Genomic DNA, 13,334 nt, shown 5'->3' with positions numbered 1-13,334 from the left:
GATCAGGCAAAGCGCGAGAAATCTGGTTGCCGCTTTGCAAAGAATGCGGCGATGGCTTCCTGCATTTCCTCGGACGCAAAGCAGCCTTCAAGCGCGCGGCCTTCCGCGGCCGTGGCGGCTGCCAGGCCGGCGCGGTGTCCCATGCGGAGCAGGCGCTTGCTGGCCCGCATGGAAGCCGGAGGAAGCGCGGCCAGCGCCGCCGCGGTCGCGTCGACGCGCGCCATCAGCGCCTCTTCAGGCAGCACGTCGTTCACGATGCCGGCGCGCAAGGCCCTCTGCGCGTCGAAAGGTTGTCCGAGCAGCACGAGTTCGGTCGCCAGTCGCGCGCCGGCGTGCAGAGACAGCAGGTAGCTGGAGCCAAATTCGGGCACGAGGCCCAGCCGAGTGAACGGCAGCTGGAACATCGTGCCTTCGGCCGCGAACACAAAATCGCAATGCAGCAGCAGCGTCGTGCCGCCCCCGATCGCGCTGCCCTGCACGGCGGCGATGATGGGTTTATCGAAGTCGTCCAGGCGCATCAGCAGCCGCGCGAAGGACGAACCGACATAGCCCTGCGGAAACGGCCCGCTCTGGAAACCACGCAAGTCACCGCCGGCACAGAAGCCTTCGCCCTGCGCCCGCAGCACCACCACGCGGGTTTGTTCGTCCTGTTGCGCGGCGCAGAGGTGCTGCTCGAACTCGCGGAACCACGCGTCGTTCATCACGTTGCGTGTGTCGGGCGAACCGAACGATACGGCAAGCACATGTCCGTTGCGTTCCGCATGGAAATTCTCGGCCACTGGTTTCCTCCTTTTGCTTCATTTCCCGATTCAAGGGGCCGTGACGGTCACGGCGTGAGGCAAAGTGTAGAAACGTGAAATTAAAAAAGCAAGTGATTGGTTTGTTTTTGGGCTACACTTCCGAACGTGGCAGAGCGGGACGACTGATCCCGCGTTGTCCGGCCGGTGGTTTTTGGTGTCGCGTCTTAGAATGACGGCTGCCCCAACTCAGTGACATCAAGCGAGAAATATGGCGCGACCCAAACGCGAGGACATCAACGACGTCAACCGCCGCAATGACCTGGTCATCGCGGCGGCGTTGCTGTTCAAGGAGAAGGGCTACCACGGCACGTCCATGCGCGACATCGCGCGGGCCATCAACATGCAGGCGGGCAGCCCCTTCTATCACTTCGCCACCAAGCAGGACCTGCTGTTCGCAGGCGTGGAGGCCGGCCTGCTGGCATGCCTGGCCGACCTCGAAGCCATCGACCCCAAGGCGTTGCCCCCCCTGGAATACTTCCGTGCGATGGCGCGCGCTCACCTGCGCTGCCTGCTCGAAACGCAGGGCGGGATGGTTCCCATGGTGGTGGACGAATGGCGTTACCTGGAAGGGCCGAACCTGGAAGCGGTGCTGGCGATCCGCCATCGCTTCGAGGCGCTATGGCAGTCTGCGCTGGCCCGGCTCAAGGATGCCGGGCTGGTCCGGCGCTCCGACGCGATGGCCTGCCGCTTTTTCCTCAGTGCCTTGCATGGTGCGGTGCGCTGGTACAAGCCGGATGGACCCATGTCGCCCGATGAAATTGCCGACGAACTCGTAGACTGGATACGCACCCGATAGCGTGCGCTGTCAGTGCCTGGCGCCTGGCCACCGGCACCGCTTTTCCGTCGATTCACGCCGCCAGCCTGTCGATTCCCGGCACACTCATGTCAGAACGCCGGAAGCCGGTGGTAACCTGCCCCCGTTACCGCCCCATCCGCCCGCCCGTGCCTTTCCCCCACTCCCGCCTCTGGCGCGCCGCCCCGGAGCAACGTGCCTACGAAGAAGCCCGCCATCGCGCGCGCGCGTTGCGTTTCTTCTACCTGCACGCCATGGTCTACGTGGTGGTGAACGCGATGCTGATCGGATTTCATCTGATGGGATCGTCGCACCGCTCCTGGGCCGGCGGCCCGCTGATGGGCTGGGGCATTGGGCTGGCGGTGCACGGGATCATGACCTGGGGACGGGTCGGCCTGCTCGGGCGGCGCTGGGAAGAGCGCAAGATTGCCGAGTACATGGCGCAGGAACAGGTGCGCACGCTGTCGACGGAGAAGCAGCTGGTCGAGGCGCGCATGAAGCTGCTGCAGGCGCAGATCGAGCCGCACTTCCTGTTCAACACGCTGGCCAATGTGGTCAGCCTGATCGAGCCCGCGCCGCAGAAGGCGACGATGATGCTGGAGCATTTCATCGCCTATCTGCGCGCGTCGCTTGCCGCCAGCCGCGCGACGCAAGGCACGGTGGCGCAGGAGGCGAAGCTGCTGCGCGACTATCTGGCGCTGATCCGCATCCGCATGGGCGAGCGCCTGCATTACACGGTCGATGTCGACCCGGAGCTCGAACCGATGCCGCTCGCGCCGATGCTGCTGCAGCCGGTGGTGGAAAATGCGATCAAGCATGGCCTGGAGCCGAAAATCGAAGGGGGGCGGCTGCTGGTCCGGCTGGAGCGGCGCGGCGCGCGCATGCTGGCGACGATCGAGGACGATGGCATGGGCTTCCGGCCGTCGGCCGGCGCGGGTGTCGGGCTGTCGAACCTGCGCGAACGGCTGGCGGTGCTGTATGACGGCGACGCCCACGTCAGGATCGAAGAGCGCTCTCCCGGTACCGCCGTATTGATCGACCTTCCGCTGCCGACAGCACCCTGAACCGGAGACGCCCGATGACGCCAACCGCGCTGATTGCCGACGATGAAGAGCACCTGCGTGCATACCTGCGTGGCAAGCTGCAGCGCCTTTGGCCAGAGCTGCAGATCGTTGCCGAGGCGACCAACGGCATCGAAGCCGCCGACGCCATTGCGCGGTTGTCGCCGAGCGTTGCTTTCCTCGATATCAAGATGCCGGGTCTGTCCGGGCTGGAAGTGGCGCAGGGGATGGAAACCGATACGCGGCTGGTGTTCGTCACCGCCTATGACGAATTTGCGCTCGATGCGTTCGAGCGCGCGGCGGTGGACTACCTGGTCAAGCCGGTCAGCGAGGAACGGCTCGGCCGCACCATCGACCGCCTGCGCAAGGCCTTGCAGGACGCGGCGCCCCTGCCTGAACTGGCGCAGCTGCTGAACCAGCTGACACGCGCCCAGCCACGCGTGGAAGGCGGCGCCCAGTTGCGATGGGTGCGGGCCAGCCGTGGCAATACCACCAGCCACGTGCCGATCCAGGAAGTGATGTACTTCCAGAGCGACGACAAGTACGTGGTAGTGCATACCCGGGATGGCGAGCACCTGATCCGGACGCCGCTGGCGGAACTGATGGCCGGCCTGGATCCGGAGGTGTTCTGGCAGATCCACCGCTCGTCCATCGTCAATATGGAATACGTGGCCGGCACGCGTCGTGACGAGTCGGGCCGGCTCTTTGTCAGGATGCGCGGCAGCGATGCCGAGCTGCCGGTGTCGCGCGCCTACATGCATCGGTTCCGGCAGATGTAGGCGGGCCGGCGGCGGGCGCCGCCGGCCAGGGATCCGGCTAGTGCCGGTCCATGAATTCCTGGATCTTGCGCTGTTCCCAGTCGCGACCCCGGCGCGACAGCCGCGTCCAGACCAGTAACCCGTGCAGGGCGAGTCCCAGGCTCCACGCCAGCGTGGTGGTCAGCGGCCAGGGCCAGCCCGTGGTGGCGTAATGCGACCAGGGCGGCGACGGAAAATAAAAGAAACGGAACCACAGCCACGCATTGACCACGGCGTAGACCAGCAGGTGGATATACCAGCCGCGCAGGGCGCGCACCATGCGGCGCGCGCGCCAGTAGGCCATGGCGTTGGGGTCGTTGGGCGGGAAGGCGTGGTGCATGGGATACCTCGTCATCATGAAGGTTGGCATGCGACAGGTATAGGCCACCGCCAGGCGTCGTTCCAGCCCCATGGGGCGAATCGACGGATTTCGTTCGCGAGCGAGCGTGCGGTCAGCGCGAATGTCGCGGCGTCGCCGCCTTCATGATTGCGCCTTGAGCGCATTCCAGACCGCTTGCACCCCCGGCAGCGGTGCCACGGCGCCGTGGCCTGTGGTGGCCAGCGCGGCGGCCACGCTGGCCCAGCGTGCGGCGCCGATGGCGTCATCCCCGGCCACCAGCCGCGCGAGATAGGTGCCGTCGAAGCAATCGCCTGCGCCGGTGGCATCGACCGCATCGACGCGCAATGGCGCCACGGCGGTCAGCTGTTCGCCGTCGGATACCAGGCAACCGCGGCTGCCCAGCTTTAACACCACCTGCCGCGCGCCCATCCGGTGGCACCACGCCACGATGCCCGCGGGATCGTCGATGCCGGCAAGCTGACGCACGTCGTCAAGGCTTGGCAGGAACAGGTCGCACAGGGGAAGGGTGGCGAGGATGACTTCCCGGGCGCGCTCCACGGGCCAAAGCGTCAGGCGCAGGTTGGGGTCGTAGGACACACTGGTGCCGGCCTGGCGAGCGATGCGGATCGCCTCGCGCACGGTACGCGCGGCGGAGTTGCTGATGGCCTGGCTGATTCCCGAGACATGGAGCCATGTCGCCCTTTCGATCAGTGCGACCGGCAGGTCCGCTGGCTGCATCCGGCTCGCGGCGGAGCCCGCGCGCCGATAGGTAAAGGCGTGGCCGTCAGGGCCGTGATGGACAAAGTAGAGCCCGGTAGGCGCCGAAGGGTCGATGACGACGCCGCTGGTGTCGACGCGCTCGGTGCGCAGCAGGTACAGGCACATGCGGCCGAATTCGTCGTCGCCGAGCCTGGTCACGTAGGCGCATCGTGCGCCCTGGCGCGCAGCGGCAATGATGGCGTTGGAGGTGTCGCCGCCAAAGCCCTGCACGTAGCTACGCGAATCCCGCGGCCCGGCGCGGTTGAACTCCACCATGGCCTCGCCGAGCGCAACGATGTCGAAGCGCGCGCGCATGTCAGGCGTCCTCGCTCAGGTCGAGCAGCACTTTGCAGCAGGCGCGCGGCTGGCTTTCGGAAAGGGCGAACGCGTCGGCCACATCGCGGAAGGGGATCTGGTGTGTGACGATCCGGCCCGGATCCACCCGCCCGCGCGTGATCCAGTCGATGACCGTGGGAAACATCGCGCAGTTCAGCCGCGAAGCGTAAAGCGTCAGTTCCTTGCTGGTCAGCGCCTGCTGCGGCAGCGCCGACGGCGTGGCGGAAAACCCGAGCACGCCGATACGGCCTGCGGGCGCGGCCAGGGCCACGGCTTCCTCCAGGATGGCGGGATGGCAGACCGCGTCAAAGATCAGCGTCGGCCCGCCGGCCACGCCGCGCCGCGCGAGCGCGCGGGCAAGCGGTTCGCGCGCAGTGTTGATGACTTCGTCTTCCTCGGCGCCGCACCCCCGCGCCAATGCCAGCCGTTCATCGACATGGTCGGTGATGAAGGTGCGCACCCCATACACGCCCTTCAACACTTGCAGCAGGTTCAGGCCGACCGGCCCGGCACCGTAGATCAGCGCCACGTCGGTGGGCAGCACGCCGGTGCGGTGGGTGGCGTTGGCCGCCACGGCAAACGTCTCGATCACCGCGGCACTGGCGGTCGGCATGCCGGCAGGCACCGCATACGCGTTGTCCGCCGGCACGCATGCGAACTGGCTGAAGCCGCCATCCCGGTGCACACCGATGACCTGGAGCCGCTGGCAGACATTGTGCCGGCCGATGCGACAGGCATGGCACTGGCCGCAACGTATCACCGGATCCACCACCACCCGCTCGCCAATGCGGTCAGCGCTGACGCCAGCGCCGACCGCATCGATATGACCGGCAAATTCATGGCCGATCACGCGTGGATACGTCGCGAACGGATTCTTGCCATGGAAGATGTGCAGGTCCGAGCCGCAGATGCCGGCGAGCCGGACGCGCACGCGCACCTCGCCTGCGGCAGGGGATGGATCGGCCCGCTCGCGCACGGCCATGCGGTGCGGTTGCTCGACGACGATGCTTAACATGCTGGCTCCTTGTTATGGTCCACTGCGGCGGCGGCTACCAGTTCCACATCGCGCCGTCACGCAGCCGCGCCACCGGCAGGTAGGCGCGTTCGTACGAATACCGCGACGCCAGCGCCTCGTCGATGTCGACGCCAAGGCCCGGCACGTCATCCATCACCAGGTAACCGTCTTCCAGCCGGTAGTTGTGCGGAAACACCTCGTCGATCAACGCGCCATGCGGCATCAGTTCCTGGATGACGAAGTTCGGTACCCACAAGCCGAAGTTGACCGCCGCGGCCATGCAAACCGGCGACAAGTCGGTGGCGCCATGGAAGCCGGTGCGCACCTGGTGGATCGCGGCCAACTCAGCGATGCGGCGCACATGCGTGATCCCGCCGGCGTGAACGATGGTGGTGCGAATGTAGTCGATCAGCTGATGGCTGATCAGGTCCTTGCAGTCCCACAGGGAGTTGAAGATTTCGCCGACCGCGAGCGGGGTGGTGGTGTGCTGGCGTATCAGACGGAACGCCGCCTGGTTCTCTGCCGGTGTGGGATCCTCCAGCCAGAACAGACCGAAGGGCTCCAGCGCCTTGCCGAGGCTGGCCGCTTCGATCGGTGTCAGCCGGTGGTGCGCATCGTGCAGCAGATGCGGGCCGAAGCCGACGGCCTCGCGCACCTTGCGGAACAGTTCCGGCGTGTGGCGCAGGTACAGCGAGGTGTCCCAGGGCTCCTCAGGCGGCAGGCCCTTCTGCGCCGGTTCATAGCGGCCCGCCTGGGTGCCGACGCCATACACCTTGGACAAGCCAGGCACGCCCGACTGCACGCGGATCGCCTTGTAGCCCTGCTCGATATGGCGGTGCACCGCGTCGATGGCCTCGGCGTGGTCGCGGCCGGTGGCGTGGCCGTACACCATCAGGCCATGGCGGCTGCGCCCGCCCAGCAACTGGACCACCGGCATGCCGGCCAGCTTGCCCAGGATGTCCCACAGCGCCATGTCGATGGCGGCGATCGCGGTCATCGTGACCGGCCCGCGCCGCCAGTAAGCGCCGCGGTACAGGTACTGCCAGATGTCCTCGATCCGGCGCGGATCGCGGCCGATCAGGCATGGAATGACATGCTCGTCCAGGTACGCCCGCACCGCCAGCTCGCGGCCATTGAGCGTGGCGTCCCCCAGGCCGTACACGCCTGCGTCGGTGATCACCTTGACCGTCACGAAGTTGCGCCCCGGGCAGGTGACGATGGTCTTTATCTGTTCGATTTTCAAGAGGTGTCTCCGGCCGGAATGTCGTGGTCGTGGCCCGACGGCGCCGCCAGGTTGCGCAACGCGTGCATCGGTGTGGGTGCGGCCAGAGTACTGCGGGCCGATTGCGGCGGAGTACGGCCGATTCCGCAATCAATGCGGCATTTGCCGCAGTTGAATCGCGAAAGCCCCGCACGTTCGACACCACGGCTGCGTGCACACTTCATCGCATCGAAGACAACGCCGGATGCACGCACGATGCTGCTGCCAACAGACCTGCCGAGGTACCGCTGATGAGGCTCACGCAACGCACCGGTTGCCGCGCCAATGCTGAAGTGCGCCAGCCCGGCTACGATCGCAGCCGTTTGTCGCGCGGCGTGCTGCACCTCGGCCTGGGCGCCTTCCATCGCGCGCACCAGGCGCTGTACACCGAGGCCGCGATCCGCGCCGGGGATAGCCGCTGGGGCATTGCCGGCGTCAGCCTGCGAGAGCCACGCACACCGCGCACGCTGGCGGCGCAGGACTTCCTGTACTCGGTGACCGAGCGCGAAGGCGCGGCGGCCACGACGCGCATCGTCGGCGCCGTGGTGCAGGCCTGGTATGCCCCGCACGCGCTAGGCGAGGTGCTCGGCGCGCTCGCCGACCCTGGTATCGCCGTGGTGACCTGCACGGTGACGGAAAAGGGCTACTGCCTGCAGCCGTCCAGCGCCGACCTGGACGTGGACGACGCCGATATCCGGCATGACCTGGCCCATCCCGACACGCCCAGAAGCACGCTTGGCGTACTGGCCGCCGGCCTGCGCCGTCGACCTGCCGGGGCGCCGCTCAGCATCGTCTGCTGCGACAACATGCCCGCCAACGGCGACACGCTGCGCAAGCTGCTGGCACAGTACGCGGCGCTAACGGACCCGGCGCTGGCCCGCCGCGTACGCGATGACGTGGCGTTCCCCAACACCATGGTGGATCGCATCGTGCCCGCCGCCACGCCTGCATCGCGCCGTGACGCCGAGGGCCGCCTGGGCTTGCGCGACGAAGCCGCCATCGTCTGCGAAGCCTTCACGCAGTGGGTGATCGAGGACCGCTTCGCCGGCCCCAGGCCGGCATGGGAAGTGGGCGGCGCGCTGATGACCGGCGATGTCCGGCCGTTCCAGGCGATGAAGCTGCAACTCCTCAATGGCACGCATTCCGCCATCGCCTATGCCGGACAACTGTGCGGGCTGCAGACCGTTGCCGAAGCCATGGGCGATGCACTGGTGGGCGCCTTCGCGCGTGGCGTGATGGCAGACCTGCGCGCCACCGTGCAAGCGCCGCCCGGGTATGACGTGGCCGCTTACAGCGAGGCCTTGTTGCAGCGCTTCCGCAATGCGGCGCTCGACCATCGCACCTTGCAAATTGCCGCCGATGGCACGCAGAAAGTGCCGTTGCGCTGGCTGCCCGCGTTGCGCGCCAGCGCCGGGACCGAGCGGCCCTGGCTGGAACGCGCGCTCGCCGCCTGGCTGCATTGCCTGCGCAGCGGACGCAGCGATAGCGGCCTCGCGCTTGCTTTCGACGATCCCGGCGCTCCCGCGCTGGCAGCGTGCCTGCGTGGGGCGCACGGCGATGCCGACGCTGTCAGGCGGGCACTGGCGCATACGCCGGTTTTTGGCAGCGAGCCGTGGCCCGTGCCGCTGGCTGACCGCCTGGCCCACTACTTGGCGGTGCTGCGCGTTTTCGGCGCCGCCGCGCTGCTGTCGTCCTGAGCCACCCCAACCGACAACAAGGAGACCACTGCACCATGGCCGTTCTGTTAACCCGACGCCGTTTTGGCGCGCTAGCCGCCGGCACGCTCGCGATGACGCTGCCGATGGCACCCGTGCTGGCCCAGGCTGCCACCATCCGCCTGAAGTACGGTACCGCCTTCCCCGCCGACCATCCGGGCACATTGCGCATCCAGCAGGCGGCGGTGGCAATCCGCCAGGACACCGGCGGCAAGGTCGACCTGCAGGTTTATCCCAACAGCCAGCTGGGCAGCGAGCCGGACATGATCGCCCAGGTGCGGACCGGCGCGATGGACTTCATGTCCACGGCCGGCACCAACCTGCAGACCCTGGTGCCGGTCGCCGGCATCAACGGCGTGGCCTTTGCCTTCAAGGACTACGCCACGGTCTGGGCCGCGATGGATGGCGACGTCGGCGCCTATGTACGGGCCGCCCTGGGCAAGGCAAATCTGCACGTCTTCGACAAATGCCTGGACAACGGCTATCGCAACATTACCTCGGCGAGCCGGCCGATCAACACGCCGGCCGACCTGAAGGGCTTCAAGGTACGCGTGCCCGGCATTCCGCTGTGGATCTCGATGTTCAAGGCACTGGGCGCGTCGCCCACTGCGATCCCGTTCGGCGAACTGTATTCGGCGCTGCAGACACGGGTCGTTGACGGGCAGGAGAACCCGCTGGCGCTGATCCGCAGCGCGAAGCTGTATGAAGTGCAGAAGTTCTGCGCGCTCACCGGGCACACCTGGGATGGTCACTTCATCTTCGGCAACGCGAAGACATTTCGGGCGCTGCCGGCGGAGGTGCAGGCCGCCATCACGACACACTTTACCGCCGCGGCGCTGAAGCAGCGCGAGGACATCGCGCGCCTGAATACCGATGCGCGGGCCGAGCTGAGCCGCCTCGGCATCGTCTTCGGCCAGCCCGATCCGGCGCCATTCCGCGCCTTGCTGCAAGGCGCCGGATTCTATGCCGAATGGAAGAAGAGGTACGGCGACGAAGCGTGGTCCAGGCTGGAGAAATACGCCGGACGGCTCGCATGACGGCGGGCACGGACAACAAGCAAGACAAGGAGACATCAATGGAGCACACCGCTGAAGCCGTTGCGCCGGCGCCATTGGCGCGGTCAGCGCCGTCAGCCGCCAGTGCGTGCTGGCGCCGGCTGATGGTCTGCGTGGTGGAGGTGCCGGCCGCACTGATCGTGCTGGCTGAGATCCTGTTGCTGGGCGGCGGTGCGTTCGCGCGCTATGCCCTGCACCAGCCCGTTCCCTGGACGGACGAACTGGCGGGCATCCTGTTCCTGTGGCTGGCGATGCTCGGCGCCATCATCGCGCTGGACCGCGGCAGCCACATGCAGCTGACCACCTTTATCAAGAACCTGCCGCCAGCCCGGCGCGCCTGGGTGGATGCGCTCGGCATGTGGCTGGTGGTGGCGTTCCTGTCGCTGTTGCTGCGGCCGGCCTGGGAGCATCTGGCCGAGCACCTGGAGGTGTCGACGCCGACACTGGAGATCAGTGAAGGCTACCGCGCCGCCGCGGTGCTGGCCGGCGTCGTGCTGATGCTGGTAGCGGCAACATTGCGCCTGCTGTCGGCGCACTGGAAGCCAGTGGCGGCGACAGGGCTGATGGTGGCATTGTGCGGAGGCCTGCTGTGGCTGCTGTCGCCCGCGCTGATGACGCTGGGCAATGTCAACCTGGTGATCTTCTTCCTGCTGATGCTGGTCGCCTGCGTGGCCATCGGCGTACCGATCGCCTTCGCCTTCGGCCTGGCCACGCTGTGCTACCTGTCGCTATCCACGGCCACGCCGCTGTCCATCATCCCCAACCGCATGCAGGAGGGCATGTCGCACCTGATCCTGCTGGCGGTGCCGCTCTTTGTCTTCCTGGGCGCGCTGATCGAGATGACCGGCCTCGCGCGCGCGATGATCCATTTCCTGGTCAGCCTGATCGGTCATCTGCGCGGCGGCTTGCAGTATGTGCTGCTGGGCGCGATGTATATCGTTTCCGGCATCTCCGGCGCCAAGGCCGCCGATATGGCCGCCGTGGCGCCGAGCCTGTTTCCCGAAATGAAGCGGCGCGGTGCGAAGGATGGGGACCTGATCGGACTGCTGTCCGCCTCGGGCGCGATGTCCGAGACCATCCCGCCCAGCATCGTGCTGATCACGGTGGGGTCGGTGACGGGGGTGTCGATCACCTCGCTGTTCATCGGTGGCCTGATGCCGGCGGCGGTGGGTTTGGTGATGATGTCGCTGGTGGTCTGGTTCCAGACCCGCAAGGAAGACATGAGCCGCGTGCCCCGGCCGTCGCGCTCGGCGATCGTGAAGGCCCTGCTGGTTGCGCTGCCGGCGCTGGCGCTGCCCGTCATCATTCGCACCGCCGTGGTGGAGGGCGTGGCCACCGCCACCGAGGTGTCTACCATTGGCATCTTCTATGCGGTGGTGGCAGGGGTCCTGGTGTACCGCCAGTTCGACTGGCGCCGGATATATCCAATGTTGCTGGGCACGGCGGCGCTGTCCGGGGCGATCCTGCTGATCGTGGGCTGCGCCACCGCGATGGCCTGGGCGCTGACCCAGTCCGGCTTCGCGCAAGACCTGGTCGAAATCCTGTCGGCTGTCCCCGGCGGCAAGACCGGCTTCCTGCTGGTATCGGCGCTGGCGTTCGTCATGCTCGGCAGTCTGCTGGAAGGCATCCCTGCGATTGTGCTGTTCGGGCCCTTGCTGTTCCCGATTGCGAAGCTGGTCGGCGTGCATGAGGTGCACTACGCCATGGTGGTGATTTTTGCGATGGGGCTCGGGCTGTTCGCGCCACCCTTTGGCGTGGGGTTTTATGCGGCCTGCGCGATCGGCCGCGTGTCGCCGGACGTGGCGATGCCAAAGGTGTGGCCGCATATGGCGGCGCTGCTTGTGGCGCTGGTGTTGCTGACGTTGGTGCCCTGGTTCTCGACTGGGTTCTTGTGATTAGATTTTGGGTGGCTCGGCACTGCGGGTTTCGGGCTCTGCCGCCGAGCGCATCCCAGCGCATTCGCTCTGCTGCTCCAGCAGCGACACCAATCCCCCTCAATCCACCAACCCCACCAACGCCTCCCGCGCCTCCCTCCTCAACTTCTCCAAATCCAGCCCCACCACCGCCCCATCCCGCACCACCTGCCGCCCCCGCACCAGCACATCCCTGACCGGCGTCGGCTCGCCAGCCGCGACCGGCGCGGTACCGATGTCATGGAACCCATGGAACCGCAGCCCGCTGACGTCATAGATTGCCAGGTCCGCCGATTGCCCCGGCGCAAGCGTCCCGATACCGGGCAGCCCCAGAACCTGCGCACCACCAGCAGTGCCCCAATGAATCACTTCCTCAACGCGCGTTTGCGCGGCGCCGCCGAGGGCGCGGTGCACCAGCCAGGCGAAGTTGGCCTCGTGCACCATGCTGCCCGATTCATTGGAGGCGACCCCATCGACGCCGAGTGAAATCGGCACGCCCGCATCTGCCATCGCGCGCACCGGCGCGATGCCGCTGCCCAGCCGGGCGTTGCTGACGGGGCAATGGGCCATGCCGGTGTTGGTCACGGCCAGCATGCGGACTTCCTCCGGGTTGACGGTGACGAGGTGCGCGAACCAGACGTCGGGGCCCAGCCAGTCGTGGTCGGCGACGAACTGCACCGGCGTGCACTGGTATTTCTCGCGGCAGAATTTGACGTAGTTGTCGGTCTCGGACAGGTGCGAATGCAGCCGCAGGTCCATGCCGCGGCCAAAGGCGGCCAGTTCGCGCAGCAGGGCGGGCGGCAGCGAGAAGGTTGGGGTCGTCGGGGCCACCACCACGCGGCGCAGGCCGTCGGCGGCGGCGTCGTGGTAGCGGGCTTTCAGGCGCTCGATATCGGCCAGCATTTCGTCCAGCGTCTCGGGCACCAGCGCGGTGGCGCGCATGCCGGGATGATCGGAGGCCGACTGGATCGCGCCGCCTCGGCACAGCACCAGGCGCATGCCCAGCTCTTCAGCGACTTCGAACAGCACGTCGCCGGTTTCCGCGCCGTGGCCGTGGTGATACAGGTAGTGATGGTCGGCGCAAGTGGTGGTGCCGGAGAGCAGCAACTCGGCCATGCCCAGCCGCACCGCGGTGCGGAAGATTTCGGGGGTGAAGCGCGCCAGGCGCGGGTAGGCGACCGCGGCCAGCCATTGCTCGAGCCCGACGTTCATGCCGCTGGGCACGGCCTTCAGCAGGTTCTGGAACAGGTGGTGGTGGGTGTTGACCCAGCCTGGGTAGACCACGCAGCCCGTGGCGTCGAGCACGGCTTCGCCGTCGTGGCGTGGCAGGACGGCGCCGATCTCGGCGATGCGGCCGTCGCGGATGCGGATGTCGGCGGCGCCGGCGCGCGCGGCATTGCCGGCACGGCCGGTCATCACGGCGGCAGCGTTGCGGACCAGCAGGGCGCCGGCCGGCGCGGTGGTGGCGTTGGTGTTGTGCACCATGTTT

12 protein-coding genes are annotated in these 13,334 nt (G+C 67.2%); 6 read left to right on the top strand and 6 right to left on the bottom strand.

Going from position 1 to position 13,334, the window contains the following annotated elements; genetic code table 11:
- Window positions 1–2: 2 nt before the first annotated feature.
- The gene (locus RALTA_RS13865) at window positions 3–779 is read right to left on the bottom strand and encodes an enoyl-CoA hydratase/isomerase family protein (RefSeq protein ID WP_012354065.1); all 777 of its coding nucleotides are present in this window, start codon (window positions 777–779) and stop codon (window positions 3–5) included.
- 229 nt (window positions 780–1,008) lie between these two features.
- On the opposite strand from RALTA_RS13865, the gene RALTA_RS13860 reads away from it, so the two are divergent.
- The 3 genes from RALTA_RS13860 (at window position 1,009) to RALTA_RS13850 (ending at window position 3,433) form a co-directional block, all read left to right on the top strand.
- Window positions 1,009–1,596 (top strand): TetR/AcrR family transcriptional regulator, encoded by a 588-nt coding sequence (locus tag RALTA_RS13860; protein WP_012354064.1) that lies wholly within the window; start codon window positions 1,009–1,011, stop codon window positions 1,594–1,596.
- 146 nt (window positions 1,597–1,742) lie between these two features.
- Window positions 1,743–2,657, top strand: coding sequence for a sensor histidine kinase (locus RALTA_RS13855; RefSeq protein WP_041232215.1), 915 nt, complete (start codon window positions 1,743–1,745; stop codon window positions 2,655–2,657).
- A gap of 14 nt (window positions 2,658–2,671) precedes the next feature.
- Complete coding sequence (locus tag RALTA_RS13850) at window positions 2,672–3,433, top strand: LytR/AlgR family response regulator transcription factor (RefSeq protein WP_012354062.1); 762 nt, start codon at window positions 2,672–2,674, stop codon at window positions 3,431–3,433.
- A gap of 37 nt (window positions 3,434–3,470) precedes the next feature.
- Here the strand turns inward: RALTA_RS13850 and RALTA_RS13845 are convergent, their stop codons facing one another.
- The 4 genes from RALTA_RS13845 to manD form a co-directional block, all read right to left on the bottom strand.
- Window positions 3,471–3,791, bottom strand: a complete 321-nt coding sequence (locus tag RALTA_RS13845; RefSeq protein WP_012354061.1) for a 2TM domain-containing protein — start codon at window positions 3,789–3,791, stop codon at window positions 3,471–3,473.
- A 141-nt stretch (window positions 3,792–3,932) separates the two neighbouring features.
- Window positions 3,933–4,865, bottom strand: coding sequence for a sugar kinase (locus tag RALTA_RS13840; RefSeq protein WP_012354060.1), 933 nt, complete (start codon window positions 4,863–4,865; stop codon window positions 3,933–3,935).
- A gap of 1 nt (window position 4,866) precedes the next feature.
- Window positions 4,867–5,901: a Zn-dependent oxidoreductase gene (locus RALTA_RS13835; RefSeq protein WP_012354059.1), complete on the bottom strand. Its 1,035-nt coding sequence runs from the start codon at window positions 5,899–5,901 to the stop codon at window positions 4,867–4,869.
- 34 nt (window positions 5,902–5,935) lie between these two features.
- Entirely contained in the window at window positions 5,936–7,144 is a 1,209-nt protein-coding gene (gene manD / locus RALTA_RS13830) for a D-mannonate dehydratase ManD (protein ID WP_012354058.1), read from the bottom strand.
- Window positions 7,145–7,413: 269 nt separating this feature from the next.
- On the opposite strand from manD, the gene RALTA_RS13825 reads away from it, so the two are divergent.
- The 3 genes from RALTA_RS13825 to RALTA_RS13815 are packed head-to-tail and all read left to right on the top strand — an operon-like array spanning window position 7,414 to window position 11,827.
- On the top strand, window positions 7,414–8,859 hold the full coding sequence (locus RALTA_RS13825; protein ID WP_012354057.1) for a mannitol dehydrogenase family protein: 1,446 nt from the start codon (window positions 7,414–7,416) through the stop codon (window positions 8,857–8,859).
- 35 nt (window positions 8,860–8,894) lie between these two features.
- Window positions 8,895–9,914, top strand: a complete 1,020-nt coding sequence (locus tag RALTA_RS13820) for a TRAP transporter substrate-binding protein (protein WP_012354056.1) — start codon at window positions 8,895–8,897, stop codon at window positions 9,912–9,914.
- Window positions 9,915–9,952: 38 nt separating this feature from the next.
- Window positions 9,953–11,827, top strand: coding sequence for a TRAP transporter large permease (locus RALTA_RS13815; RefSeq protein WP_050976460.1), 1,875 nt, complete (start codon window positions 9,953–9,955; stop codon window positions 11,825–11,827).
- Between the two features lie 99 nt (window positions 11,828–11,926).
- Here RALTA_RS13815 and RALTA_RS13810 read toward each other — a convergent pair whose 3' ends face one another.
- Window positions 11,927–13,330, bottom strand: coding sequence for an amidohydrolase family protein (locus RALTA_RS13810; RefSeq protein ID WP_012354054.1), 1,404 nt, complete (start codon window positions 13,328–13,330; stop codon window positions 11,927–11,929).
- Window positions 13,331–13,334 lie beyond the last annotated feature (4 nt).

It is taken from the genome of Cupriavidus taiwanensis LMG 19424 (genome assembly GCF_000069785.1).
Taxonomy (GTDB): Bacteria; Pseudomonadota; Gammaproteobacteria; order Burkholderiales; family Burkholderiaceae; genus Cupriavidus; species Cupriavidus taiwanensis.
The sequence above is the reverse complement of the archived record's forward strand: the minus strand, read 5'-3'. Positions and strand labels throughout refer to the sequence as shown.

What these genes read in the sequence shown, in the direction of transcription:
- RALTA_RS13860 (WP_012354064.1), top strand. Translation starts at nt 1,009, where the DNA reads ATGGCGCGACCCAAACGCGAGGACATCAACGACGTCAACCGCCGCAAT.
- RALTA_RS13850 (WP_012354062.1), top strand. Translation starts at nt 2,672, where the DNA reads ATGACGCCAACCGCGCTGATTGCCGACGATGAAGAGCACCTGCGTGCA.
- RALTA_RS13845 (WP_012354061.1), bottom strand. Translation starts at nt 3,791, where the DNA reads ATGCACCACGCCTTCCCGCCCAACGACCCCAACGCCATGGCCTACTGG.
- RALTA_RS13840 (WP_012354060.1), bottom strand. Translation starts at nt 4,865, where the DNA reads ATGCGCGCGCGCTTCGACATCGTTGCGCTCGGCGAGGCCATGGTGGAG.
- RALTA_RS13835 (WP_012354059.1), bottom strand. Translation starts at nt 5,901, where the DNA reads ATGTTAAGCATCGTCGTCGAGCAACCGCACCGCATGGCCGTGCGCGAG.
- RALTA_RS13825 (WP_012354057.1), top strand. Translation starts at nt 7,414, where the DNA reads ATGAGGCTCACGCAACGCACCGGTTGCCGCGCCAATGCTGAAGTGCGC.
- RALTA_RS13820 (WP_012354056.1), top strand. Translation starts at nt 8,895, where the DNA reads ATGGCCGTTCTGTTAACCCGACGCCGTTTTGGCGCGCTAGCCGCCGGC.
- RALTA_RS13815 (WP_050976460.1), top strand. Translation starts at nt 9,953, where the DNA reads ATGGAGCACACCGCTGAAGCCGTTGCGCCGGCGCCATTGGCGCGGTCA.
- RALTA_RS13810 (WP_012354054.1), bottom strand. Translation starts at nt 13,330, where the DNA reads ATGGTGCACAACACCAACGCCACCACCGCGCCGGCCGGCGCCCTGCTG.